Raw genomic sequence first — 25,070 nt, 5'->3', positions numbered from 1 at the left:
GAGATTATTACCTCGTAAGCCGGCGTTCCATCGCCGCGCTGAAAATATTCTCAAGGGCGGCTTTTGTGACCTCCGTCACCTTTTCGGATACCTCCTCGTTGCCAAGCATCTGCGGCGTAGAAACCGTCCGGAATACACGATAGCGATTTACAGACACTTCTTTCCCGTTTACACTTTTCTTTTCTTTACTTCTGCGGGCAAGATGAACATGTCCACCTTTTAATTGAATCCAAAAATAATCGCTGCTGACATCTTCAAATTGTCCGCGGAGGATCTCCGTCGCGTATCCGCGTTTTGAGGTCCAAGCAGGGGAGGGGTTTCCTTCCTTCGGACTGACATTGAAGTTCATGGCTCCGCGCGGGCGGCCCCGGCTTTCCAGCCTTGCCGCGATACTGCCGCCCTTCGCGCTAATTTCTTTAAATTCCTTCTCAACGTTCTGCATGCTTATCGTGTAGCGGCGAGATATCTGTATCAACGCCTCGCGGTGGGCTATCTGAACGGCCTTATTCACGCTCTGCCGCAATACAGATTCGGCCTCGTCGGGTATCGCTTCAAGATATTTTTTTATATCGTCCAGACCGCGAATCTCTGTCTCTATCATGATTCCACCGCCTTAAGCCGTATCCGCATCATGCCGTTGGTCTCGATTATTTCTTCTACCGTCCACCTTTCATCGGTCCCGGCGCGCGTCAGCACCACTCGCCGGCCTGTGGTTGGCGGCACGGGCAGCGACTTCACAAAAATATAGAGGGAACGCGCGAACGTCCCCTCATATTTCTGGTCTTGTGCTGCCGCCGCAGGCGATATCTCTTCGATAACGCCTGATATTGATATGCCGTCAAGAGCGATGGTTTCCGCGAAATCGGTATGACTGAGAAATACAGAGTCGATATCGGCCTCGATCATATCCCGCAGGGACATGATTTAGTTGCCTGACGGCACGGGTTCCACAGACCACCCTGCAGCAGCTGTGGCAAGCTCCACCGCGCCGGTTGTCGTGTTGTGACTGTGCTCCAATATTTTTGTGGGGTCGGCCACGGGATTGCTTGTTACCGCAGCGCAGAGTACACCGATCTTTACGCGGCACCTTGCCGCCGATGCCGCCTTGGGCGCGATGACAATACCAAGCAAGGTATTATTCGTCGGCGTCTTGGTCGCGTATTCGTTGGTGGGATTCCAGTACACAATATCGCCGACCGCGAATTCCGATCCCGTTACGGCTCCAAGCTCCCACGCCTGGTCAAGCCGCACCGCGCCGCTTTCCCCGGGGTCTATGTCTGTTTCCGCGATACCGCACATATTGGCGAAAACGACGACATCGCCGACGTTTATCTTATTCTCTCCGCTGTTTTTATAGTCTATCGATTCCCCGCGCTGTACGGGTATTGCCTGTCTGCTCATTTATATATACCTCCTTACGCGGGCTGCGCGCCGGCGTTTTTGTACATGCCGCGATATTCGTAGCACCAGACGCCGAAATCGACGCGCACCTTATACTCCATGCCGTCGGTATTCCATCCCGGCATCTGCTCGATTGTCGGACTCTGCTGTCCGTTCAAAAATGCTACTTCCACCGTGTCGATCTCAGACGCCGACGCCGCAAGATACCAACTCCAATCGGTTATGTGCGGTATGACCACCGGCTCGAAAACGCCCTTGAACGGGTTTATCACGCCCGGGTTTGTCGCCGTAATATCGGTGTCGCTGTAGAGTATCTGGCGCGCCAGTGTCTCAAGCTCCGGCGAAATCAGCAAGTATTTTGGCGTCAAATTCAGCTGCACCTTGTTTTCTGCATCCTTGCGGAGCCCCGTCTGCCTGCGCATCGCAATTCTGGCGGCAGATAGTGACGCTATCCCCAGCGCGGAGGCTGTCCCGGCAAGGTTGCCGTGATTGGCATGGAAGAGCGTTTTGCCGTCTTCGCCAATTACGGGGTTTGAGAAAAGCAGCTTATAGACCGTCTGCTCTATCGTGCGGGCCGAAGCGCTGCCGAAAAGCTGCGGGATTCTGGCAAAAGCGCCGAGTTCGTCATTGATGATAGCCTTGCGGGTCAGCGCGAATTTTTTCCCGAACGTGCCGATGCTGAAAGAGTCTTTTGTCTCCATCAGGTCGGCCATCTTATACTCGCCGCCCTCAAGAATAGGCTCAAGCAGCGGCATTTCGCCGAAACGGACCTTGTGTTGCTCCTTGAAATCACTGGCGCTGCCGGTTCCGCACCAACGCTGCCATGTCGTCGGGGCCTCGTTATACGCGTCAAGCAGCGTCACTCTCGCAAGGTCCGTCATGATGATGGGGAAGTCCGACGTGGCAAAAGCGCGCTTTGCGATATCATCTTCGTTGTCTCGGTAGGAAACGCTCTCGCCGTTTCTTTCCACGCATTCACGCGCGAGGTTGGAAAGCTTTATGCCCCTGAAGTCTTCCGCGCCGGGCGCGAATTTATCGGAACGCTTGCCAAGCCGCATTCTCAGGCCGTCTCGGGCGGCGCTGCGGAATTTTTCCCGCCCATCTTCGCCAATGCTTACGCTGCGTCCGGTGCTGACTCCGGAAGTCCCTTCCGCCTGTGCTGTCAGAATGCTGCGGCAAACGGCCTCGACAGACAACCCTTCGCTGACATACCGGGCCGCCTCTTCCTGCGGGACATGGTACTTGCCGCAGATAGCCATTATTTCCGTCGCCCGTGCTCTTTCCGCTTCAAGATTCACGCCGTTATTGCCGCTCTGCTGAGGCTCAGGCTGCGCTTCAAGCCCTGCGGCCTCTCTCATCTCTTTGACGAACCGCATAGCCTCCGGCGCCTCTTCGTCATCAACACCCGCAAGTATGCTGCGGATTGTTTCCTCAAAAGCGGCCCGCTGAATCTTCTTCGCCGCCAAATCCCTAAAAGTCCCTAATATCTGTTCACGAAATTCATTCACTGCTGAATCATCCCTTTCTTCGTTGTTATTGATACTTCTGCCTATTCCTACCGTCTTGTCGGCCGGACAACTTACAATGCTTATCTCGTATGGCTCCCACCTGCGGGCGATCCACGCCGGCCCTTCGATGCCTTCGCGGGACACTCCGTCGGCGGGGACCTCCTCCCATTGATATACGCGGAAGCCGACGGAAACGCCTCTCAGCGTGCCGGATTTCACCTTCTGGAATATCTCATCCGACCGTTCGTCTTCGTCAAACAAGACGCGGCATTTGCCCTTCCTTGACTCGCGGTCTATGCGGACGTCCTCAAGGCGGCCGATCACGCGATCTGCGTCATGGTTGAACAGAGCCACGCCGATCTCGCTTAGCCTGGAAAGGTCCACTGCCTCTTCGCTGTGGTCGAGGACCTCCGAATACCATCCGCCGGTCCAAAAATCATATTGCCGCAGGCCGCAGTCCGACGAAAAAGAGAGCTCGATTGACCGCGAGCCCTCATCCGCCGACGCCTCAAATCTAAGTTCCCGCTGATGCGTCTGCGACGGAGAAAAATATGCCGTGCGGGTGGCGGCGGGTTTAACTGGTTTCTTCTTCATTTTCACCCTCCTTTTTTGACGGTGGATTGTCCTCTTCGTTCATGAGCTTGTTGTATTCCTCGGCAGACGTGGATTCCTTGCCTGAAAACCAGGGCAGTTCAATGCCTAGCTCGCGAGCCTCGTCAATCTCTTTTTTACGCTGCTTCATAACCTCGTAATAATCCTTGCCCTGCTCGCCGCAAATATCCGAGAGTGTCGTAATGCCAAGAGCGAGCATCTTTTCCATGCCGGAGGCTTCCTTCTGCGGGTCTACCCACTTCCATCCGGGAGTGCTCCATTTATGGGCCGCGTATCTGCGCCGCGCGCGCTCGTCCTCGAAATACCTCGGCAGCGCCAGTTTGCCGGACATGACGGCCGCCTCAAGAAACCATTCGTACACGCGATCACAGAGTTTGGCGACAAGCCTCTTCTGCATCTTCGTGTATGTCTTCCGGTCCTCAAGCTGGCCGCCGCGGTGCGAGGAATAGTTGACCTGCGACATGTCGCGCGAAACAGTCTCATAGCTGAGGCCGCAAGCCATGGCGATCAGGCGGATGAGAAACGAGGTGAAACCGGCGGCGTTGACGTTCGGCCGTCCCAGCGTGGGGAATCTAATATCGTCATTCTTGCTGAGCACGTTGTATTGTCCGCGCCGAATCTCTTCATAGCGTTTGGTTTTGTCGCCTTTGCCGCCGACGGGGTTGCCTATTCCGGGGCCGGATGCCCCCTTCTCCTTGACGACAAATGCGGTGATAGCCGCCGCGTTGCGGGCCGCTTCAAGTTCGTTGCCAATATATTCCTGTATATTGCGCACGCGCTCCGTGCAGACGGCCATATCTGATAAGCTGCGTGTCTGCTGCGGGCGTTTTTTGGTGAAAATATGGATCACATTCTCGCGCGGAATACGGACGATCGTCTGGTCGCGGAAATATGGCAGCGGGTCTGGCCGAAAGTGATAAGCTACGGCTTTCATATACTTGTCGACTTCGATACCGCCGAACACATAATTAGCTCCATACTGAAACCTGTCACAGGCCAGCATGTCGGGCTCCAGCAGCTGGAGTTTAAAAGGCAGATACCCGTCAGGGTCGACCACCTTAACGATGAATATTTCCCCGTCAATGGCGTGCCGGCGCATGACCATCTCTAATATTTCCGAAAATGAGCTGTCTCCCGTTACATCGCAGTTTTCGGCCAAAGACCACTCCTTCCATATTTCTTCGATTCGGTCGTTTATGACGTCCAGCGTCTTGCCGCGGGCGCTGCAAACTTGGGCTTCAAGCACAAATCCGGTGCCGATTACGTTGCGTAGCATCGCGCCGATGACGCCCTCCGTGACGTCTCCGTTACGCTCAAGGTCACGCATACGGGCGCGGACCAGATTGCGGTGTGGGGCGTCGGTCTGCTCGGGAGTGGTGTTTATCGGAAACCAGTTGCCGCCCTGCGGGTCAATGCGGGCGGCGTCATAGCTGCGCATCTCCATACGAAATTCGGCGCGCCTTACGCCCGCCTCCGGCGAAAGCCAGCCTATCAGCCTGTCAAGCAAGGTCAGTTGTTCGTTCATCTTCCCGCCCATGTTATCAACCGCACGCCGCCTCCCTCGGCGTCGCCAAGCTCGGACATCAACTCTGCCCGCAAAGCTCTTAGTTGTGATAAATCGGCCTTGGTTACCGACCGCGTACCAAGGTCATAGCTTTGCGCTCCCGTTACGATGGCGCGAATTGCGGCGCTCACTTCGCCAAGCTCGACTTCTATCTCTTCAATTGTTCGCATGACGGGCCTCCTTTAAACGTTATAATTAGCGTGGGGTGATTAACATGTCTGGAAATAAAGTTGTCACAAGGATTAGTTATATTGACTTGGACACCACGTTTGATATTTATGCCTATCGCAAAGTTTCTGAAAGCGAAGCACAGTTCCTTGTTGACGAATTTCTTCGCACCTACGGATACCAGAAAATTCCCTCAAATAAGGCTATTGAGATTGACTCTTCAATTGGATTACATGATCGCTGAGACGAGAAATCAAATTCAAAGAATTTTCGCGATTAAGTAAAAGCCCTTTTTTCTCAGGGATTTGCAGATGCGTCTCACCCGTGTTTTTATCCGTAATGATTGAGAATATGATCTGGCGTTTTTCATCTTTCACAATCAATCATCCTCCTCGTCCGCCCGCAACGTGCGGACGCCGGCGATCTCCGCTGCCGCAAAGTTGCCGACCGCGCAGTCCAGCAGGTGGTTGTCAATCCCGCTCATGATGGTTTTATATAGCCCTTTTGCGCGCCCTTTGCGGTCGTATTCCGTTACCTTATGCTCCGAACAGAGCTGATCGGCAAACTGGCGAGGACATCCAGCAAAGACGCTGAAACTTCCTCGCTCGCCAGGCGCTCGCGCCAGCCTGCCGTATACAAAATCTTTGTAGAATTCCGTATCAAGCAGGAAGAGCTTCAACTCCGTGTAACGCATCTTGTCGATCACACCGATGCGATAGGGGATGCCTTTCGCCGAGGTCTCATCAAGCCCCTTTGAAGGGCATGTCAGGCCTGGATGTTCAAGGCAAAACTCATATACTTCCTCCGTCCGGAAACCGGAGTCTATAAGCGAGAAAAAGACTCGGAAGGTCTCGCCCGTGTCTGCCTGCCGGTATTCCCGTTCTAATACATTCTCGATATCGATCCATGTTTCGCAGATTCCCGGGCCGCCGCCGAAGTCGACCAGCCAGCTCGTCATCCCTTCGCCCCAACCGTAGACAGACCACCAGAAGTGATCTTTCTGGACGTCCACTGCCGCCGTCAGCATCAGGACGCCCTCGGGAACCGTCCCGCGTTCATACTCCAGCTGGTGTTCAAGCACGACGTCCGAACGCATCCGCGCTGCCTGATTCACCCACGGCTCGCCAAGCCAGCCGTTTACAAAGTTCATCAGTTTTTCAGGCTTGTCCTTTGATTCGAGGAATTCTTTCGCCACATCTCCGAAGCGCTTCCACGGCGAATATATCGTTGAAAGGTTATAAGCGACATGCCGGGGACGGGCTATTTTCTGCGGGCTCATTACCCAGTCTTCCAGATTTTTATCGTATTCAACCGGCTGCCAGCTTCCGGCCCGCAGCATCATATGCTTGTGTTTGTCAAATATTGCGCGGCGGCAGTGCGGGCATTCGCACCACGCCTCCTCCGAGACCCTTTTTAAGCGTATCGACGGCGCGAGCGCGTTCATCTCTTCCGGCCACTTGATATCTTTCATGCGCATTACAAATAATTCGTTACAATGCGGACAGGGGACAAAATACCGTTTGCGCACGTCCGCTTCCAACCACGATCGCCATATATGGCCGGAATCATATGTCGGACTGGACACCTCGACCTCTTTACGGCGATAGTATGTCTTTGTTCGTTCGGCGGCCAGTTTGAATGGGTCGGCGTCGTCGCCGGCGCGCAGCGGGAACTTGTCGGCCTCATCGTAGAAAACATAGCGCACAGGGCGAGAGGCGAGCTGTGATGGGCTGTTCGCGCCCACGAAAGCGATTTCCATCCCGGGAAAATAGAGCCTCTGAATTTCAGAGCGTTCAAAATCGAACTTTTCCCGCAGCGCAGCGCAATTTCGGATAAAGCTCCGAAAACGCCCTTTACAAATATCCTTCGCCAGCGTATCCGTCGGCAAAACATATAGCATGCTTCCCTGATCCTGGTCCACGGCGTAGCCTATCATGTTGTATTCGCATTCCGTCTTTCCGAGCTGGGTGGCAAAAGCTAGAGAAATCTTTATTACGCCGGCAGATCGGAAGCTGTCCATCGGCTCCCGTAAATATGGAGTCCGGTCCGTGCGCCACGGACCAGACAATTCCGAATACTCAGATGTCAACACCCTGTTATGGTCAGCCCATTCACTCACACTTATTTTCTCCGGCGGTGCCAGCGCCCGAAGCTCCGCCGTCGTCCATTTTGCCAATACCGTTTCTGCTGTACGTTTCAAGGATTTCATGTATAGCCATTTCCATTTCTTCTTCAACTATTAGGCGAGTTTCAGGGTCGGGGAAGCGAAAACCCACACGCATGGGAATGGAAAGCAATGCGGATTTAAGCTCTACGCAGCGCGCCGCCCACTGTTCCACAACCTCGGCGCGGTCAATTACCTTTCCCTCGCGTTCCAGCTTCATAATTTCACGCAGGCGTGCCTTTGCCTCCTGCTCAAGCGCCTTGGCCTTAAGCAGCCTGTCCTTAAACTCTGAAACGTCGATAGCCTCGCCGCCGCCAGTGAGTTTTTGCTGGAGGTACATTACGTAGGCTTTTACGGTTGGACCAAGATCGTACTTGCCACGCTCTGCCTTGGGGATAATTTTCTTTTGAGCAAGCTGTTCGACTCGACGTTCTGAGAGATTTAAGAGTTCTGCGATAATCTTTTTAGAGTAAAGATTGCCCCCCACGACATCACTCACGCCGCTCCCGCCTTAATTTGTCGAACGTTTTGCCAGATTCGGCGAGTGTCGCGCTCTGGGATGTATATCGCTGCCAACGCCGCACGGCCATATCCACGTATGCGGGATCAAGCTCTACAGCAAGACACCTGCGCCGGCAAGACTGCGCGGCAATAATGGTTGTACCGGACCCGGAAAATGGGTCATATACCATATCGTTTACCTTCGAGCTGTTCAGGATTGCGCGCCTCATACACTCCACAGGTTTTTGCGTACCATGTATAGTTTTCTCATCTTGGCCGCTGAAATCTATTTCCCAAACGCTGGATACCTTCCGCGATCCCTGCCAATGGGATATCTCGCCTTCGCGCACGGCGTACCAGCAAGCTTGATAACTGTCACCGCAATACCCCGGCAGCTCTGGGCATACAGTTTCATCGCGACGCACGGCGTACCAACATACCTCGTGCTGCCAGTGGATATCGCCACGACTCAGTATCAGATTCGGTTTAATCCATACTATTTGACTTCTTAAAATAAAACCATTTACTTCAAGGCTTTCTGCGACGGTGCGGCCATGCAAAGAGCCGTGCCAAACGTAAGCGACATCCCCAGGGAACAGGTTCCATGCCTCGCGCCAATCGGCACGGTCGTCATTCAGCACCGTGCCGGTCCTTTTCGATTTTGAGAGCCCGTTATCCATGCGCCATTTAGGATCATATTTGACCCCATACGGAGGATCGGTAACCATGAGGTGAGGGCGGCTACCGTCAAATAGCCGTTCAACGATAGCCGGGTCCGTGCAATCTCCGCAAATGATGCTATGTGCACCTAAAAGCCAGACGTCGCCCGGGCGCGAAACAACGGCTGGCTCCATGTCCGGTATGCCATCCTCAGGAGAAAACCCCTCCACTGAGTCTAGGCTTAGGGTCAGCACTTCGCGGTTTTCAAAACCCGTAATCGAGAGATCTAGGCCGAAGTCATCGCGAAGCCGCAACATCTCGGCGGCAAGCGTTTCTTTGTCCCATTCAGAATCTTCGGCAAGGCGATTGTCGGCGATGATATATGCGCGCCTTTGCGCATCGGTCAGTGTGTCAATATATATACAAGGTATAGATTCAAGGCAAAGTCTCACGGCGGCTTCCGTGGCTCCAGCGCCCTTGATAATCGTTCCGCTGCGGTCAATAAAAACAGGAATGAGAAATCCGAATTCCTGAATCGAGGCCATCAGTTTGCGTATCTGCTTCTCGGGGTGCTTGCGTGAATTGTTGGCATAAGGTAACAATGTACTTGGGTTCAAAAAGACAATTTCCATCCTTATATCTCTCCTTTCCGTCTTTGTATGAAACCGAAACGGGGGGTAACCTGAATTTTTGTACAGAAACCCCGCGCCTCGCCAGCCCCGCAGGCCCCCTTTGCCCCAGAAGGACCCGCGATTGCCGTGGAGGCCCTCCACTACGACATTTAGCTCTTATGATGCTGACACGAACCCTCGTGTCTAAATCTTACGTTTCTAGTATTGTGTAAGATTTTTCCGTGAACGATAAAATAAGCGGTGGAGCGGAAACTTTAGCAAACTAAAGCGTATAAAATATGAGTTATCCACAAAACTTTAACGTACTAAAGTGATTTTCTGGGTTATACACATATCCACAGAAAAAGCGTTTCGGTTTCTAGTGTGAGCTGCCTGAAAAATCAACTCTGCGATAGATTTTTTCCTGCTCTTCGTTGGGGATGCAGGCGTATCTATGTGTTGTCTCTATGGATGCGTGGCCGAACTCTTTTTGGATAACGTCTACTCGCGTACCATTTCTCCATGCCTGGTATGCGTAAGTCTTGCGTAGGGAATGTGTGCCTACATCCCCGCGTATACCGCACTCTGCGGCGGCCACTGAGATGACATGCCACAATTGTTGTCGTGATAATGCCTTTGCCCCGCCGGATGGGTTTTTTTTATGTGACAGTACCAGCGGCGTCTCTATTGTCCAGCCCTTTATGCTCCTGATATGGTCACGCAGCTCTTTACGCATTTTGTCCGTTACAAAAATGTGCCGCTCTTTACCGGTCTTTATTTCGTTAACCTTCAGGCGATCGATGATCTGCACGCGCTTGCCGCTGCCCGCAATAACGTCGCCTACCTGCATAGCCAATATGTCGCTGCACCGCAGTCCCCAATTGATGCCGATCAAAGCCGCGATATAATAATTACCATTCCACCTCTTAAGACAAGCCAGGAAGGAATGTATCTCAGGTTCTGTGCGTAGCGGGACGGTTTTGTTCATCCCCCGCACGCCGCCGTTATTTTGCCTATCGGCCAGTTGCGGTCAAGGCGTTTTTGAATCCATTTCATCATAATTTTTTTATCGCATTCGAGGCACCTGATTATCGGGATTGCATCGAAGGGGATAGGGGAACAAAAGGCGTTTGAGCTGCCGACCCGCCGGCGGCGGCCATACAGGCGACACCATATCACGACTTCGCGCTCAATATCCACCGGCATAACACAACACCTCCATAATAAGTGAAAGGGCCCTTGCCGAGTGCCGGCAAAAGGCCCTGAATCGTTAATGTTGAAACATATCGAATGATAACATTATATGCCTTGACAAGGACAGAGCAAGGTCCTTAGTGCGGACACCCGTTTTTCACTTGTCAGTTGAGTTTTTTATCTGGGTAGTAAGAGATATTATAGCCATCCGTATATGCCCAGGAAAGCAGATGTATCGCCAGAGATTTTATAATCCTCTTTTTCCAGCGGCGGAGCGTCTTTCCCCGCACTCCATCAAAGCGACGAGAGAGGACGGCGCTCATGCCCCCCTCACCGTCGCGGATGATGCCGCCAGGCCGCAGCATACTGGCGAGCGGCACTAGCTTATTCCACATCTGCGGATATTCTTCTCTGTATTTTTCCGTCAGTCTCCAAATGTTTTCCCAGCCTCCGAGACTCTGGACAGTCGCTTCTATCGGTTCCACGGTCATAAGCATAGCCTCCGCCATATACACAGACGCGCCGCCATCCACACGCACGCCGCAATCGGCCTGCGGCTTTTTAAGCGCGTTGTACATATCTTCTACAGATGGGATAGGAGCCACCCCGAGAAGGACGGCGACGCCATTCTCGAAAGAGAGGATCGTCTCCAGAAATTCAATAGTTTTTTCGAGTCCCGTTTTTTGCGGCATCGCGTCCTCCTCTTAGCGATTCTTCGGCTCTATGCTGCGATAATCGATATCGTTAAGCACTAGATAATGCCCGAATGTTTCGTCCGTCAGGCGGCTTACGATCTGTGGTCCGCGGTCGCCGGCCATTGTTACAAGCTGATCTTTACTTCCGGCGTTAGACGTGATCGTGATCGGCTTTCGTTCACGGTAGCGCTGGTCGATCAGCTCCCAAAGGCGTTCTGTTACCCAATCGCTGTCTTTTTGAGCGCCGAGGTCGTCGAGGGCGACAAAATCCGCGCATTTTATGGCGTCTTCGATTTTCGGCAGCGGCGAGTAGGGGCCGTATCCGCGCTTTATTTCGTCGAGCAGAGATACTACCGGGATAAAAACCGCTGATTTGCCTTTGGCCAGCCAGGCGTGAACCATAGCCACGGCAAGATGGGTTTTCCCCGTGCCGGGCGTGCCCATGAGGGTAAGGGCAAGCTCCTGCGTTACGCAGTCCTGAGCCATTGACTTTGCCAGCCCGATTTTAGGCGCGCGCCGTATGGTAGTGAAATTCGCAAATGTCGCCTGTTTAAAGCGAGCTGGTATACCGCAGTTTTTCACGTAAGTTTCGATTGCCGCTTTTTTTGCCGCCAAAACCCGCACCTTGCAGGGAGCGCAGGCGGTCTTGTAGTAGGGCGGGCGCGACACGGTGTAGGGGTACAACACCGGCAGAGATATATACCCGCAATGTTTGCATGCGGAGATCCCAGGGCAATGTCGATAGCAGTCTTTTTGTTCCATTGCGATTTCCAGCTCCATAGTATCGTCAGGGATGTCGCACAGGGAGGCTTGGGGACAAGACTGCCGCACCCATTCAAGTATTTCAAGCTTTTTTGCGTATTCACTCAATTTGCTCAACCCCCTTCCCGAATTTTTCAAATAAATATTTGTCGTGCTCGTCTTCCTGCCATTGTGCTTGTGCTTGTACTTGTGCCTGCGCCGCGCCGTTGTCCGGCGGCGCTTTTTTCCTCGCCGATCGCGAGTTCTGGTGCCGAAGCGACTCGTAAAGATAGTCAGCGGTAAGGCCGGATAATGGCCGCCCTCGCGAGGCGAACCGCTTTACGGCGGTATTGATCTCCTGCTGGATGCGTGCTGGCAGGTGGATTTTTTCAAGCGCCAGCAGAGAGCCCACCTCCGAGGGGATTAGGCCCTTGCGCCCCGTTTTGAGCAATAGATATTCCGCCGTCGGACGCATCGCCAGAGGGATTTTATCGATTAGCCTGATATCCTCCGACGCTGCCTCGGGGGCGTCAGCCCCCTTTACCGAAGGTAAAGTATTATTTAAAGACTCTGGTTCTTGTAATTGGTGTGCATATTCTGCACCCTGCTGAGTGCGTATATTGCACGCTGGCTCATCAAGCTGCTCCTGTTTCGGCAGAGTGCGTATATTGCACGCTGCTTTATGACCGATAATTTTATATATCGAGGCAATTTGATGCCCATCTGCATGACGCTTTTTCCTCTCGATATACCCATGCTCTACAAGCTCTTTCAGCGCGTACATTACGGTGCGGCGGCTGACGCCGCACTCCGCCGCGAGGGTCTCTGTTTTAATCGCCCACTCCTTGGTGCCAATATTGACAAAGGCGACCAACACGGCATAAACCCCCTTCGCGTTAAAAGAAAGGGTCTTGTCGCGGAGAACGCAGATGTCAACGGCCGCGAACCAGAAACCGCGATCATCTTGTATTTGCAGGATGGCTTCATCCGACGTCATTGTTCTTCATCCTTTCACTCCCGACCATCATCCAGAATCCACGAAACATCAGTCATCCCTATTTTTTCTAAGTTCCGTAGCGACTAGACCCCCAGCTCGTGATCGCTGGGCATATGATTATATTTACGGTGGTAGGCCGACTGACTCATCTACTGCACTCCTGCCGGAACCGATCTTCCAACTCAAGCAACGATACCCCGCGCTTAAATGGCCGGCTAGTACGGGATTGCAGATCCTTTAGCTTCTCCCAATAATAAGGGAGGTAATTATAATAGTTTCGTAATTCCTTGAGGTTTTTGTTCGAACAACACCAACAAGAAACACGATCCAGCAGAGAATAGAGACACACTCCGTTTTCCTCCCACCAATAACCACGTTGGTAGCAGTGGATAAGGGCCTGCCCCTCGGGTATTTTCCATTCCGCAAGAGGGAATATCTTGTTGGCTGCTCGATTTTTCCCCAGTCGCTCTCTTTCATCATGAGCGAGGCCAACGTATACAAACGAGTCCTTACAATGAGCATCCAAAACGCGAAGCTTCTCGGTCGTTCCCCAGCGGCATGGGCCACCACACCATGAGTAACCTTTGTGGACATTGCCATTCTTTCCCGTTACGGGCCTATCGAGCATATTCCAAAGAAATTGGTCTTTTGGATACAGCTCTGTATAGGTGATGTCATGTTTCTTCAGAAGAGGAAGAGCCCTATCTCTTGTGTCATAGACGCCCTGGAACTCCATCTCTGTGTTGAAGAAAACAACCTCATCAAGAGGATATTGTTTTTCGATCAGGAGCAAGAGCATACAGAGGCTATCCTTGCCCCAACTAACACTAGCAATGTATTTGGACATCTACGCCACTTCTCGCTCTTGCCGCGTCATAAAGCCGCAGTTGGCCTTGACGATTGCCTCGGCCACCGGTGGGCATACGCTGTTGCCGACCATGCGCACCTGCGCGGTTTTGGTGAGGGGCTTGCCGTTGTAAATAGGGGCAATGATATAGTCCCGCGGAAAACCCTGCGCGTTGAAGAGCTCCCGCGGCGTGAGCATCCTCATGCCGATATCGGTGATGATGTACGGCTCTCCCTCTATTTCCACGGTAACAAGGCCGAACCTGTCTTTGCCCGTTATCGTGTCAATCGGCTCGGACAGCGGCTCTCCGCCTCGCTCACTGCCGTAGTATTTGACCATCAGGGCGGCCACAAGCCCAGATTTACCGCCGCCGCCTTGAGGCATGACCGTGCCTAGAGGGTTGTCGAGCGCCGTGCCTGTCGACGTCCCGAACTGGCGCATGAGGTGGCAGACGGTGAGGCTGTTGTGGTCGTTAGCCGTGATAGTAGGCAGGGGCTGATCTACTTTGCGTCCCACGTCGTCGCTTGTATAGTGCTTGGTGATGATCGCCGTGCAGAGGCCGAAGCGGCCTGATGCGTCCAGCGTGGCAAGGGGTATGTCAAGCCCCTGTCCCCGAAACCCGCCTCCTCCATTTTTGTGCGCGCCATGGTATTTTTGCAAAAACGCGGCGCAGAGGGCGAAATGTCCGCCTTTTACCTGCGCGCATTGGGTACGCAGAGGGTCGTCGGCGGCAAAGTTCCGCTGCTTCGAGGCGTTGGCATGTTCCGTGATAAAGGGAGCTTTATCTTTCGCCACGATGTAGGGCTTGGGGTTGCGTACCACGTAGCGCATGATCCCCTTCGCAATGCGCCGCTTGGTAGCGTCAGCAAGCTCTTTTTTGCGCTCGAAGATGGAGGGCGCTGGCACGGACCAGTCGATACACTCCGCCGCCGTGCGGTACGGTTTCCGCCCTGGGCCATGTGTAGGCTTCGGCCACTGCGCCGGCGTGCGGTCGGCGGTCGCGACGAGGAAGAAACGCTTGCGCGAGGTCGACGCTCCGTAGTCGCAGGCCACGAGCTCGCGCCAGTTGACGGAGTATCCCTCGCGGCGCAGGTGGCGCACAAATTTTGCGAAGGTGATGCCCCGGAGATGCATCTTTGCTTTTCCGTGTTTGTCGAGCGGACACCAGTCATGGAATTCTTCGACGTTTTCCAGCACGATAACGGCGGGGCGAACGCGGCGCGCCCACTTTACCGCCGACCACGCCAGCCCGCGGATGCGGTCAGACTTCGGCGCACTGCCGCGAGCCTTGGAAAAATGGGTGCAGTCTGGCGACAGCCACATCAGATCAACCGGCTCGCCGCCGGTAACGGAGAGTGGGTCAACGCCCCATATATCCTCGATGTAGTGCCGCGTTCCGGGGTGGTTGGCCTTATGCATCGCCATCGCCTCGGCGTTGTGGTTGATTGCTATATCAGGATCGCGTCCCGTAGCCATACGGATGCCGGTGCTCGCGCCTCCGCCGCCGGCAAAGCTGTCAACTATTAGTCCCAATCCGATCCCTCCAGCCATTTTTTGATGCCGTCTTTGCAAGTAACATCTCCTGTCGGGCATTTATCTTCATCATCCTTATATTCGCAGAATTCGCATTTTTCTTTCGCGGAATCGCGGAGGAACATCGCGAATCCTTCTATCCCCAGATCTCGCGTGATTTCTTCATATCTGCTTTTCATTCACAGTTGCTCCTTCGAGCTTCGCGAGGACGGAAGCCACCTTATCCAGTGCTATTCGTACATCGCAGATTTCGCACAGACTAATATCGGAGCAGAAATTACAAAGCGGTGAGCTTTTTACTGCCTCCAGTGCGCCTTGCGCCGTTTTCAGCGCTTCCGCCGCCTCCGGCATGAGGTTCGCGCAGGATACCATATACTTAAACACGTCAAACCTATTTTCGATGCGGGACGAAAAAATGTAGTAACCATTCCTCGCATAGACCATCAGGGTTTTAGGTTTTTTTAAAAGCTTTTCTTGAAAGACATGTGCCCTAAACGGCAACGGATAATTTTTTTCAAAGTCATGCGGCATCTAATCCACCTCAATTCCATGCTTTTTAAGCGCTTTAATAGTCAGCGCCTTTACCTCATCTGGGCAATGTGCCATAGCATCTTTCCATGTTGGCCAGCGACCGTTTTTTGCGTAAAATTTGTACATATAAAATAAGCTGTCTTTGTTGTGCGGGATGTCCGGAGCATGATTAGCAGCGCACTCAGAGCAGCAACCGGGGGGGACGTTGTCGAGCAAGATTAATTTTCCTTCTATCATGTTATTATGCTTCCTCCGTTCCTCTTTTTTCTTCCATATATCTGCAAAGCGCCGTCCGACATCCTTCGCGGAGCCGTTCGCTCCCTCGCCCAAGCCAACAGATGGGCTTGCGCCGGTTTTCGGAGTAGAAGTAACACCCCGGCGCGCACATCTCGCCGTCCATCGTCGTTTCTATCTTTTGTCTTACATAGCGTTCCATGCCGCCCTCTTATAGTTCAGCCCCAGTCTCCTCGCGGTGGCGTTGATCGCCGGCGGCCGCGGGCACGATCTTGTACGTCTCGCGCACCCAAAGGCGATCCCCGACGCTCCCAAAAGGGCAACGGGGGTCGCCGATTTCCTGCCGTACTTGGCAATTTTCCGGCTGCGGCTTCAGCGGCCTGCGCGTCTGCGTTTTACGGCCTTCGAGCAGGGCTTTGACCATCGGCGCGCTGAAGAGTATCGGGTGTTCTTTACTTGGCTTTTGCTTCACGGAGCCCTCTTTTCTGCGCGAAGGCGTCAAGGTCGGCCTGCGCGTCTTCCATTCTTTGACGTATGAATAGCTCTCCGCGGAAAAGGAACAGGCGCGCGTATCCCTTAAGGTCAATAAAAAACGGCGCGTAATTTACGTTGTTCACCGATTGATATGCTTTTATATACAAGATACGGTCGCGATATAGATATCGTTTACCCATCTTGTCACTCTCGCTCCCGCAAGTATTCCGTCAGTGCCCGGCGTACAAGCTCGGCTAAGCTCACACGCTGGCGAGAGGCTTCATTGCATACCCCCTGATACATGGCCAGGTCGAGCATGATGGGGAGGCGTTTCGTAAGGCAGTCTCTTTGTGCTTGTGCTGACGCTTGTGTCGGTGCTTGTGCTTGCGCCGGTGCTTGTGCTGGTATCGGCGCAACATCTCTTTCATTTACCGGATCGGCTTCCGGGGAAGCAGGCGTCAGAAAACGCAGCGCGGGGTTGTCCCTGAACGATTTCATGAGTAGTACACCTCGCCGACAAATTCGCAATAATCCATCGCCGCGTTGGTATCCATCTTGTAGGTAAAGATATCGACTTTGTTCAACTGCGCCTCGCGCAGCGCCACGCATTCGCGAATGGTGCGTTTGAATACCTTTGTATCGAGGGATTCCGCGGCGTGTACGACTGTGACGGTGATATCGCGGCTCAGTACCGTGCGGGGGTTGTGGCGCACGAGCAGGATGCCGCCGATACGTATTTTAGGGTTTGTGTATTCTCGCACCGTTTCTATCGTGTCGCGTAGCTGTGCCATCCCGTGCAGAGAAAAGATATCCGCCTGGCAGGGGATGATCACCTCGTCGGCCGCCGTCAGGGCGTTGAGGGTCAGCAGCCCCAGCGCCGGAGGCGTGTCGATGATGATATAGTCGTAGAATGGCTCTACCATGGCGAGAGCCTTTTTTAGCCTGTATTCCCGCCCGGGCTTTGAGCCGAGCTCAAGGTCGATGTATGCGAGCTTCGGCGAATAAGGCGATATCTGTACCGCGTTGTCGCCAATGATGCTGGTAGTGCAGACTGAGGCGCTGTAGGCGCTGTCCTCCTCGTTGTGCATCGGCGCAGCGCCAGTGAGGACGTCATATATATTGCGAAATTTCTCAATATCCGTGGTAAATGGCACCGCGGCGGCGGTAAGGTTGCCCTGCGGGTCTAGGTCAACCAGCAGGACGGCGCGGTTGTAGAAACGTGCCAGCCCCGCCGCCAGATTGTGGGCCGTGGTCGTCTTCCCGACGCCGCCCTTTTGATTTGTTATGGCGATAATCTTTGTCATTTATTGCCGCCTCCGATCGTAAAAATCAAATGCCGGGCATCGCTCGGCGTCGTCGCCCTTCCAGCGCATCTCGCCGGTCGCGCCGCAGCGGCGCAGGTTTGAGAGCCAGAAGGTATTCATTCGCTCTGGCCGGTCAAAGTGCCGGCAGTCGGCGCATTTGACGCAAGCTGCCGGTCTCGCTTTGTCCGGTCGGAGCGGGCGTGTGGTTTCGCGGGAGCGAAAACAGGATTTCAGTATCTCAATCAGGCTCATGCCGGATATCTTCGTAATAGGTGCCCATGAGCTTACGCCAGTCGACGGAATCATCAAGCAGGTTCGGGCACGAATTTTCTGGGTAATACCATTTGCGTCCGAGCCCCATCAATATCTGCCACCAGTCCTGGACGTCATAGGTAAGTATCTCGCCCTCCGGTCCGATTTTGCGCAGTTCGCGATAAACCACCGCGATCATCTGCGATTCGTCCATCGCCGCCGTTGTCTTCGCTATAAATTCGATCATGTAAAAATATGAGCGGCCTCCAAGCTGGTAGAGCAGCTCCGCCCATTTCGGCGGTACCAAGCTCGTCCTCGCGAGCACTACTTTTTTACGGCTGCCTACGCTTTTGTGGTTTACGACAAAGAGTATCTTATCGGGGTCGATATGGTGCAGTTCGTCATACTTTTTGACGAGGGCCTCCGCAATGGGGCGAATCCTATCGATTGCGATTTCATAATCAAATTCAGCGTCTGTTCTCACTGTCATATTAGTGCCTCCCTATGTTATAATCTGAGGCGGCAGGTTGTGACTGCCGCCTAATGAAGTTCGGTTTTCCCTTACGCCCTTTGGCCAACGCCGGAGGGTTCTTTGTTTGCTAATGCCGCAAGCATTCCCATCTGGTCGATTGTGGCTATAGAGCCAATATTCCTGGCCTTTTCGTTTAACATGCGACGATCGCCGTCGCAGAGGTAATCGAGGATCATTGCCGCGTATTCATATTTGCCCATCATCTTCACCATCCTCTTCATTGTCAGAATTCCGAAGCTCCTCATACATGTCAAGCACACCATACATCGAATCAGCGACAGTGCTTATGCATCGCGCGTATTGTCTAAGCGGGAGGGGTTTTTTGCGCGTGAGGCCGTCCTTTATATCCATTAAAAGCATATCTATCAGATACACATCGTGTTCTATCTTATCTCTAAGTGGTGCACCGCTCATTTTGCATTGCTCCTTTCCTGCTGCCACTTTCGGGCGCAGTCAGCCATCTCATATTCCTTGAAATAGTCCGAGATGAGATTCTCGGCACACTCTAAAGCGTTGATGTTTATTTTTAATTTCTTTGCTATATCGCGCCGGGACATCCCTGCGCTGTAGCAGGCAAGGATTATCGCTTGCCTGGGGGATATATATTTTGAACGTCCACACCCCCTAGTGGTCATCGCCACCCCGCCTCCTTTTATTCCGCTGGTCTTCGATGTACAAAAACCTCCGTAGCTTCCGCTCCCTCTCACGCGCCCGCAGCACATAGCCAACAAGCATATATGTGCAGACCAACGCCGCCGCCGCGAATATACTTCCCAAAATGCAAGCTATTCCCTCCACTTCATTTCGTCCTTCCTTTCATGATTTTCCGCCGCGCTCTATCGCGGCGAGCCGTTGCTCCATCTTTGTCATGACGCGCCCCGCTTTTATCTTTGAGGCGGCGCGCCACTCGTCCAGCTCCGACTTCACGTAATAAACCTTTGACCCCTTTCCGCCGGTGGCGTGGTATGGCGGCCCGTCGCAGGCGTTCGCCGTTTTGATGCGGCTCTTGTTGAGCTGCCCCTTTGACATCCCCAGATATACGGCCGCCTCCGCCGTCGTCATGCTGTTTGGGTTAGCGCCGGTCGGAACGGGGGAGTCTCGCTCCGCTAGCAGTAGGTTTACTTTTTCGCAAAGCTCGTCAAGCTTTGCGTATATTGCTGTCGCGTCCGCTACCTGGACGGCTACGATGCTTTCCATATCCTCACCCCTTTCTAGAACAATGTCGTCTGTCCAAGCTGCATTGCCGGCGGTACGGGCCTGCATTCCGCCGCTGACATGTGCCAGACCTCCCAGCAGTCCTGTAAGTGCGCTCTGGCCACTAATACGATCTTCCAGCTGCCAAGTATCTCCTCGTGCGTATATTTATGCCGTTTGCCCTTGTAAAGCTGCGCGTGCGTGATATCGATGCGATTGTCGGCAAGGAACTCCTCCAGCGTGCGCCAATGATCTCGCACATATTCACGAAGGGCGCTTCCTTCTCTGAACGCCGCGTTCAGACATCCTCGCCGGCGAGCGTAATCTACGAAGCTGGCGTCGCTTAGGTCGTAACCATACTCCGTTATCTTGCAGAGCGTTTCGTACCGCATACACAGCACCTGCGGATACGGCCGCCGCCAGCCGGTTTGTTCAAAGACCGTCCGCAACCTCATAAGCCAATCTCCCCTCTATTCAGCTGTCATAGTGCGGCGTTGCCCTTACGCCAGCGATGCTTCCAGCGCTTTGATGCCTCTTTCGATCTTTGCCCTCATCTCCGGGGCGTCGATGCGGCCGTTGTCTTTCAGGTCGAGTAAGATGTCGGCGTAGGCGTCCCGGTCGGACAGTTCGGGGAAAAGAGCGTTGATCGCGTCACGAAACGCGGCGATCTCCGCCGCGATCTCCTGTGGCGTGGGCTTGTCTTGGCTTTTCGCCCCTGCTTTTAGCCCGTTCGTGGCAGGGGCGGGGTAGGGTTTGAAACATCAATAAGCAAATCTAAAGGACTACAATCAAGCTCTTTTGCAAGAGAAAGAAGTACTCCTGTCGTGGTATCGCCTTCGTTATTTTCGAGCCGCGCCAAGTTCCTGCAGGCAATCTTTGCTTTGTCCGCAAGAGTGCGCTGCGTTAGGCCTAATTCCTTTCTTCTCGTGCGAAGTTTTTCTGCGTTTATCAATCTGATCCCTCCTTCTAACATGCAATATATTAATTTATGCAATAGTAATATGTTGCGTGTTTGTAGTATATGAATATATTGCCTAAAAGTCAAGCAATATATTACACTTTTATTAAAATTAACTATCAATATCTTTCTATTGCAAAATATTGCATGTTATAGTACCTTTTAAATGGTGATATCGTGAATAGATTAAAGGAATTTCGAGAAAAAGAAGGGTTGACACAGTTACAGTTAGCAGAAATAAGTGGCGTGTCACTCCGCTCTATCAGCAGGATTGAATCGGAGGACGCCAATTTTACGCGGAAAACTGGTGAAAAATTAGCAGAAGTCTTAAATTGCGCGTATGCGGATCTTATTGCTGCCCCAACGCCACCTTTGGAGGGAACGTCTACTATATTGTCTGCCGAGGAAGAGGATTTGATCGAACTTTTTAGAGGCTTAGATAAAAAGGGTAAAGAAGAGCTTGCTGGCTATCTTAGTTATCAGAAATACCGTGCCAAAACATCAAAAAAAAGCGCTGGATAGATATCATCTTTTGAAGCTTGCTGGAAAAATATGAGAGAAGCCGCACCACTATAATAATATCTCCACTCTATATAGGCTACGCCCTGCTCTTGCAGGTTATTATTAAATATAGGAGTGATTTTTATGGCATTATCAAAAGATGTTGTGGACGCTCAAATCAAATCAGTTGGCCTATTCGATTCATTTGGTACCAAAAAAGAAATTGCTTTTTTGCCAGAGATAATGCGCGAAAGCGAAGAGATATTGTTTCTGACAAGCGGGTTCACAGACGGCAATACATGGCTCATTACAGCAACAAACATGCGCCTCATTTTTCTCGATAAGGGGTTTATTTACGGATTAAAACAAATTGAGTACCCTTACGATAAGATAAGCTCTATTTCTCATAAACTCGGCATGTTAATGGGAAAAATTTCTATTGGAACATCATCGGGGGATGTCATTATTGACAACATTGCAAAGGCCGACGTTTCTAAAATGAATGAAATTATATCCAACCACATACATAATCAATATACGCATACTAATCCTACTGCTGTGGGAAGTAAAGCACCTGTAGATGATATTATTTCAAAATTGGAACGGCTGGGTAGTATGAAAGAAAAGGGGCTTTTAACAGATGAAGAGTATGTGGCGGCAAAGGCTAAATTGCTGAACTGAGTTTTTGGGATATGTTTTAAACAAAATTCAACATTGTCAACATAGTAAGTACCTCCTAAATATTAGGCTACACCCTGCAAGTGCAGGTTACATCTAAATATAGGAGTGGTAGCTATGAAGAAACATATCAAAGTTTTCGCTTTCCTTGTTTTGCTTTTTATATTGTCTGCCTCTGCAATAGCCGTGGCGTCGCCGCCGCAACCAACAGCAACATCGAGCAACACGATTGTCTACATTACTCGCACCGGCGCAAAATATCACAGGGACGGATGCGGAAGTCTTTCAAGATCAAAAATTGAAATCACACTCAAAGAAGCCAAAGACCAAGGATACGGCCCCTGCAAAAAATGCAGGCCGCCGCAATGAAACTTACTTGCACACGCGATAGCATTAGTGGATATCACATTTAAAAAATCATTGTAGTCGTATAGGAGAGGTATAAATGGGAGAGTTAAAAATTATTCCGACAAAGCCGTGGTATAAAAGATGGTGGGGTATTTTGCTCATCGTTTTATGTGTTTTTTCTGCTGTTGGGTCATTGCTGCCCGAACCACCTAAAAACGAGAAGGCGAACAATAATGTTCCCGCTCCTGCACCAGTACAAGAAAAGACCGCCGCCGAACCTGAAAAAGCTCCAGCGCCCTCATTTGATCCTTCAAAGCATTATACGATGCTTGCCGTAAAAAATGCAAATATGCTCAATTATTCCAGACGGCAAGTAATAATTACCGTCCCGCTTGGGTTGACTAAAGAGCAGCTTGGACAGGTGCTTGAACATGTGGCTAAAAAAGTAAAAGAAGAGGAGAAAGTAGATAGAGTATGGGTAAATGCTTTCCATGATAAGGTTGAAAATTTTAATAGTCTTGCTGCTGGTACCATTGATATTGGCGATAAAGGAAATGGTAACGGAGAACCCGACATTTCAGATTATTATTTTGTAGATGTGTCAAAATTTATAGTCGGGAAGATGCCTGAGAAAAAGAGGAAGGCTTTTTATAGCAATTCGATTCTTGCTGAACGTATTGCATTAAAAGACCCGGACTTTAACGCTGATGAACAAAAAGCCGAATTTCGTAAAAAGAATAAGCTCACTGAAAAAGAGGCGGGCAATATCATGATGGAGGGTCTTCTAAAAGGATGGCCAGGCCCTGACGCAGAAAGATTCGCAGATATGGGATATTCGATTCCTAGAAATGAAGTCGGAAAAGAATGGTATCAGTGTGGAACGCTGCATGATAAAAGCTCCTCGGACTGGTTAAAGGCATCTCATCAAAACCGAATATCCACTTGCGCCGACTATATTTTTAAATTCTACAAGGACAAGAAACTCAATCTTAATATTCCTCAAACCTCTAACACTCCTGAAGTCGTGGCTGCCATAAAGCCATATGCAGAACAGCTCGCCATAGCCATAGATGATTTCTTTCTTGAGAATAAAAAGGAAAAATATAGCGTCGCGGAGACCGCTGTACTGATGATGAACCAGGCCGGTTGGATCTAGGAACGCTCTTAAGTTTAACCAGAAAAACACTTTACCGTTTGACCCAAAAAAGAGAAATTACTTTCACAAATGTTCGCAAGTAATTTCTCCTTTTTCAACATGTTTGTCAAGCGGTGGTTTACTTTAGTACCTAGACTGTGGATTTTAGGTCCTGTAGCGCTAGGTGCGCGTAACTCAGGGTCGTTTTCATGTTTTGGAAATATCACGAAGCTTGAATACAGCACCACAAAAGAAAAAAATTTTATCTTAATGTTATATGGACGCCTTATTGTTCTCGTGGTGAAGATTGGACACCGCAGTTCCGTCTACAACTAAAATTTCAATCCACCAGGCGTTCAACAGCCGATTTTAGCCCCTGCGGTGCCAGATGAGCGTAACGCAAGGTCGTTTTTATGTTTTTGTGTCCCAGCAGCTCGCGGACGGTGTTGAGCGGCACACCGGCCATTACGAGCTGCGATGCGAAGGTGTGGCGCAAGTCGTGCCAGCGCAGATGGCCAATGCCTGCGTCGGCAAGCAGTTCATACCACGCAGCGTTGACGTTATAGAATATTCCGCCCTTCGGAGCCGGAAAAACAAGATCGCCGGGGGCAGAAGGGAACTCTTGTTGCCAATCATGAAGTACGGCTAAGAGAGCGCCGTTGATAGGGATGCTCTGCATGTCCTCAGATTTGGTATCGTCGGCCTCGAGGTAGATGCTGCCATGCGTGAGGTCGAGGCTATGCCAGTGCAGAGCAACCAGGGAGCCCCAGCGAATGCCGGAATATAACGCCGTCAGTACCATAGGAGTTAGAGGGTCGGGGTAAGCTCCAGGCAAAGGGATATCATAGATACACTTTTTCGCACCGTCGCGCACCTGCTTGTCCCTGGCGGCTAGCGCTTCCTTCAAAATAACGATCTCGTTTTTCGACAGAAAGCGCCAAGCCTTTTTAGAATCTGTCTCCTTCAGGTGCTCAAGGTCGGCTATAGGGTTGGAAGATATGATTTTCTTGTTTACAGCCCAGTTGATCATGGAGGTTAAATACCCCGCCGACCTGTTTAGCGTGGCGGACTTAAGATGCCTCTTCTCACGCATCTCCCGACGCCACGCCTCCATGTCTGCAAGCGTAAGTTCGTTGATTGCTTTATCGTCAAATTGGGCGAAATACCGCTTAAGTCCCTTGATGGTCTCAGCGCCGCTTTTACGGTGCTCTTTTACCCATGGAGCATAATAATCGTCCCGCAGGGCCTTGTATGTCATAAGTGGCTCGGGCACGGCCAGCGGGTCTTTGCCTGTGGCAAGGATACCTAAAAAGGCATGGGCTTCGCGTCTGGCCTCATCCAGTTTCATATAAGCCGCGTCTCCGATCAGATACCATCGGCGATTCCCGTTTATTTTATAGTCGAGATAAAACTTCTTGCCCGTAGCGCCAACTCGCAGAGTTAGCCCCGGAACTTGAGAATCGCGGTACACTGTCCTCTTCTCCGAGAGGCTTAGTGATGTTATCATGGTTTGGGTGAGCTTTGTTTTCATTTTCGTTCCCCCTGATTCCAGAAATAGAGTGGCTACTGATTGGCTACTGTTTTTCTGGAAAAATTATAACACAGGGGAAAAGACAATAAAACATAGAACGCAATAAACTCTGTGGTAATCAACAAAAATGATAATAATGAAAACGTAGCATTTCCCGTTGTTTTACATATAATCACCTTCACACGGTGGAAGTCGTTGGTTC

General features: G+C 51.7%; 34 protein-coding genes. 4 read left to right on the top strand and 30 right to left on the bottom strand.

Going from position 1 to position 25,070, the window contains the following annotated elements; genetic code table 11:
• Positions 1–7 precede the first annotated feature (7 nt).
• The 29 genes from CLOEV_RS07940 to CLOEV_RS16420 all read right to left on the bottom strand — a co-directional run bounded on the left by CLOEV_RS07940 (position 8) and on the right by CLOEV_RS16420 (position 20,669).
• Positions 8–601, bottom strand: a complete 594-nt coding sequence (locus CLOEV_RS07940; protein ID WP_034443043.1) for a hypothetical protein — start codon at positions 599–601, stop codon at positions 8–10.
• On the bottom strand, positions 598–921 hold the full coding sequence (locus CLOEV_RS07935) for a hypothetical protein (protein ID WP_034443041.1): 324 nt from the start codon (positions 919–921) through the stop codon (positions 598–600). Before CLOEV_RS07935 ends, CLOEV_RS07940 begins: the two co-directional genes overlap by 4 nt.
• A gap of 3 nt (positions 922–924) precedes the next feature.
• Positions 925–1,401, bottom strand: a complete 477-nt coding sequence (locus CLOEV_RS07930) for a DUF2190 family protein (RefSeq protein ID WP_034443037.1) — start codon at positions 1,399–1,401, stop codon at positions 925–927.
• 14 nt (positions 1,402–1,415) lie between these two features.
• Positions 1,416–3,503, bottom strand: a complete 2,088-nt coding sequence (locus CLOEV_RS07925) for a prohead protease/major capsid protein fusion protein (protein ID WP_051484975.1) — start codon at positions 3,501–3,503, stop codon at positions 1,416–1,418.
• Positions 3,484–5,046, bottom strand: coding sequence for a phage portal protein (locus tag CLOEV_RS07920; protein WP_169732213.1), 1,563 nt, complete (start codon positions 5,044–5,046; stop codon positions 3,484–3,486). The genes CLOEV_RS07925 and CLOEV_RS07920 overlap by 20 nt, the downstream gene beginning before the upstream one ends.
• Entirely contained in the window at positions 5,043–5,255 is a 213-nt protein-coding gene (locus CLOEV_RS07915) for a hypothetical protein (protein WP_034443035.1), read from the bottom strand. Before CLOEV_RS07915 ends, CLOEV_RS07920 begins: the two co-directional genes overlap by 4 nt.
• Positions 5,256–5,456: 201 nt before the next feature.
• Complete coding sequence (locus tag CLOEV_RS16800) at positions 5,457–5,630, bottom strand: hypothetical protein (protein WP_156938383.1); 174 nt, start codon at positions 5,628–5,630, stop codon at positions 5,457–5,459.
• Between the two features lie 2 nt (positions 5,631–5,632).
• Positions 5,633–7,462 carry a terminase gpA endonuclease subunit gene (locus CLOEV_RS07910; protein WP_084482250.1) on the bottom strand — a complete coding sequence of 610 codons (1,830 nt, stop codon included), beginning with the start codon at positions 7,460–7,462 and terminating at the stop codon, positions 5,633–5,635.
• Entirely contained in the window at positions 7,365–7,916 is a 552-nt protein-coding gene (locus tag CLOEV_RS07905) for a hypothetical protein (protein ID WP_051484972.1), read from the bottom strand. Before CLOEV_RS07905 ends, CLOEV_RS07910 begins: the two co-directional genes overlap by 98 nt.
• Complete coding sequence (locus tag CLOEV_RS07900; RefSeq protein ID WP_034443033.1) at positions 7,909–9,210, bottom strand: site-specific DNA-methyltransferase; 1,302 nt, start codon at positions 9,208–9,210, stop codon at positions 7,909–7,911. Before CLOEV_RS07900 ends, CLOEV_RS07905 begins: the two co-directional genes overlap by 8 nt.
• 358 nt (positions 9,211–9,568) lie before the next feature.
• Positions 9,569–10,177: a tyrosine-type recombinase/integrase gene (locus CLOEV_RS07895; protein ID WP_034443029.1), complete on the bottom strand. Its 609-nt coding sequence runs from the start codon at positions 10,175–10,177 to the stop codon at positions 9,569–9,571.
• A 370-nt stretch (positions 10,178–10,547) separates the two neighbouring features.
• On the bottom strand, positions 10,548–11,075 hold the full coding sequence (locus CLOEV_RS07885; protein WP_034443024.1) for a hypothetical protein: 528 nt from the start codon (positions 11,073–11,075) through the stop codon (positions 10,548–10,550).
• A 12-nt stretch (positions 11,076–11,087) separates the two neighbouring features.
• Positions 11,088–11,948, bottom strand: coding sequence for an ATP-binding protein (locus CLOEV_RS15995; protein WP_084482248.1), 861 nt, complete (start codon positions 11,946–11,948; stop codon positions 11,088–11,090).
• Positions 11,941–12,816 (bottom strand): helix-turn-helix domain-containing protein, encoded by an 876-nt coding sequence (locus tag CLOEV_RS07875; RefSeq protein WP_034443021.1) that lies wholly within the window; start codon positions 12,814–12,816, stop codon positions 11,941–11,943. The genes CLOEV_RS15995 and CLOEV_RS07875 overlap by 8 nt, the downstream gene beginning before the upstream one ends.
• 145 nt (positions 12,817–12,961) lie before the next feature.
• Positions 12,962–13,663, bottom strand: coding sequence for a phosphoadenosine phosphosulfate reductase domain-containing protein (locus tag CLOEV_RS07870; RefSeq protein WP_034443017.1), 702 nt, complete (start codon positions 13,661–13,663; stop codon positions 12,962–12,964).
• Positions 13,664–15,196 (bottom strand): DNA cytosine methyltransferase, encoded by a 1,533-nt coding sequence (locus CLOEV_RS07865; protein WP_218915513.1) that lies wholly within the window; start codon positions 15,194–15,196, stop codon positions 13,664–13,666.
• Positions 15,187–15,375 (bottom strand): hypothetical protein, encoded by a 189-nt coding sequence (locus CLOEV_RS07860; protein ID WP_034443011.1) that lies wholly within the window; start codon positions 15,373–15,375, stop codon positions 15,187–15,189. The genes CLOEV_RS07865 and CLOEV_RS07860 overlap by 10 nt, the downstream gene beginning before the upstream one ends.
• Entirely contained in the window at positions 15,359–15,727 is a 369-nt protein-coding gene (locus CLOEV_RS07855) for a hypothetical protein (RefSeq protein ID WP_034443009.1), read from the bottom strand. The genes CLOEV_RS07860 and CLOEV_RS07855 overlap by 17 nt, the downstream gene beginning before the upstream one ends.
• Complete coding sequence (locus CLOEV_RS07850; RefSeq protein ID WP_034443007.1) at positions 15,728–15,964, bottom strand: hypothetical protein; 237 nt, start codon at positions 15,962–15,964, stop codon at positions 15,728–15,730. It abuts the gene before it with no gap.
• A 4-nt stretch (positions 15,965–15,968) separates the two neighbouring features.
• Positions 15,969–16,163 carry a hypothetical protein gene (locus CLOEV_RS07845; RefSeq protein WP_034443005.1) on the bottom strand — a complete coding sequence of 65 codons (195 nt, stop codon included), beginning with the start codon at positions 16,161–16,163 and terminating at the stop codon, positions 15,969–15,971.
• A 9-nt stretch (positions 16,164–16,172) separates the two neighbouring features.
• A complete protein-coding gene (locus CLOEV_RS07840) occupies positions 16,173–16,547 on the bottom strand; it encodes a hypothetical protein (RefSeq protein WP_034443002.1) in 375 nt (124 codons plus the stop codon).
• 382 nt (positions 16,548–16,929) lie between these two features.
• Positions 16,930–17,739, bottom strand: coding sequence for a ParA family protein (locus CLOEV_RS07830; RefSeq protein WP_034442996.1), 810 nt, complete (start codon positions 17,737–17,739; stop codon positions 16,930–16,932).
• A gap of 238 nt (positions 17,740–17,977) precedes the next feature.
• Positions 17,978–18,481, bottom strand: a complete 504-nt coding sequence (locus CLOEV_RS07825) for a putative metallopeptidase (RefSeq protein WP_034442992.1) — start codon at positions 18,479–18,481, stop codon at positions 17,978–17,980.
• 71 nt (positions 18,482–18,552) lie between these two features.
• Positions 18,553–18,726: a hypothetical protein gene (locus CLOEV_RS16795; RefSeq protein ID WP_156938382.1), complete on the bottom strand. Its 174-nt coding sequence runs from the start codon at positions 18,724–18,726 to the stop codon at positions 18,553–18,555.
• Positions 18,710–18,937 carry a hypothetical protein gene (locus CLOEV_RS07820; RefSeq protein ID WP_034442990.1) on the bottom strand — a complete coding sequence of 76 codons (228 nt, stop codon included), beginning with the start codon at positions 18,935–18,937 and terminating at the stop codon, positions 18,710–18,712. The genes CLOEV_RS16795 and CLOEV_RS07820 overlap by 17 nt, the downstream gene beginning before the upstream one ends.
• Positions 18,934–19,158: a hypothetical protein gene (locus tag CLOEV_RS07815; protein ID WP_034442987.1), complete on the bottom strand. Its 225-nt coding sequence runs from the start codon at positions 19,156–19,158 to the stop codon at positions 18,934–18,936. The genes CLOEV_RS07820 and CLOEV_RS07815 overlap by 4 nt, the downstream gene beginning before the upstream one ends.
• Before the next feature lie 181 nt (positions 19,159–19,339).
• The gene (locus tag CLOEV_RS07810) at positions 19,340–19,720 is read right to left on the bottom strand and encodes a MerR family transcriptional regulator (RefSeq protein WP_034442984.1); all 381 of its coding nucleotides are present in this window, start codon (positions 19,718–19,720) and stop codon (positions 19,340–19,342) included.
• A 14-nt stretch (positions 19,721–19,734) separates the two neighbouring features.
• Positions 19,735–20,172, bottom strand: coding sequence for a hypothetical protein (locus CLOEV_RS07805; protein ID WP_034442980.1), 438 nt, complete (start codon positions 20,170–20,172; stop codon positions 19,735–19,737).
• Positions 20,173–20,438: 266 nt separating this feature from the next.
• Positions 20,439–20,669 (bottom strand): helix-turn-helix domain-containing protein, encoded by a 231-nt coding sequence (locus tag CLOEV_RS16420; RefSeq protein ID WP_169732211.1) that lies wholly within the window; start codon positions 20,667–20,669, stop codon positions 20,439–20,441.
• Between the two features lie 183 nt (positions 20,670–20,852).
• Between CLOEV_RS16420 and CLOEV_RS07800 the strand changes: the two genes are divergently transcribed.
• From CLOEV_RS07800 to CLOEV_RS07790, 4 genes are all read left to right on the top strand, one after another.
• Complete coding sequence (locus CLOEV_RS07800; RefSeq protein WP_034442977.1) at positions 20,853–21,197, top strand: helix-turn-helix transcriptional regulator; 345 nt, start codon at positions 20,853–20,855, stop codon at positions 21,195–21,197.
• Positions 21,198–21,320: 123 nt separating this feature from the next.
• Positions 21,321–21,857 (top strand): PH domain-containing protein, encoded by a 537-nt coding sequence (locus CLOEV_RS07795; RefSeq protein ID WP_034442973.1) that lies wholly within the window; start codon positions 21,321–21,323, stop codon positions 21,855–21,857.
• A 114-nt stretch (positions 21,858–21,971) separates the two neighbouring features.
• Positions 21,972–22,223, top strand: coding sequence for a hypothetical protein (locus tag CLOEV_RS16415; RefSeq protein ID WP_218915512.1), 252 nt, complete (start codon positions 21,972–21,974; stop codon positions 22,221–22,223).
• A 76-nt stretch (positions 22,224–22,299) separates the two neighbouring features.
• The gene (locus tag CLOEV_RS07790) at positions 22,300–23,358 is read left to right on the top strand and encodes a hypothetical protein (RefSeq protein WP_034442969.1); all 1,059 of its coding nucleotides are present in this window, start codon (positions 22,300–22,302) and stop codon (positions 23,356–23,358) included.
• A 319-nt stretch (positions 23,359–23,677) separates the two neighbouring features.
• On the opposite strand, the gene CLOEV_RS07785 is transcribed toward CLOEV_RS07790, so the two are convergent.
• Positions 23,678–24,868: a tyrosine-type recombinase/integrase gene (locus CLOEV_RS07785; protein ID WP_034442966.1), complete on the bottom strand. Its 1,191-nt coding sequence runs from the start codon at positions 24,866–24,868 to the stop codon at positions 23,678–23,680.
• Between the last annotated feature and the right edge of the window lie 202 nt (positions 24,869–25,070).

The sequence above is a fragment of the Cloacibacillus evryensis DSM 19522 genome, assembly GCF_000585335.1.
Lineage (GTDB): Bacteria > Synergistota > Synergistia > Synergistales > Synergistaceae > Cloacibacillus > Cloacibacillus evryensis.
Note: the sequence above shows the minus strand (reverse complement) of the source record. Positions and strands in the feature narration are given on the sequence as shown.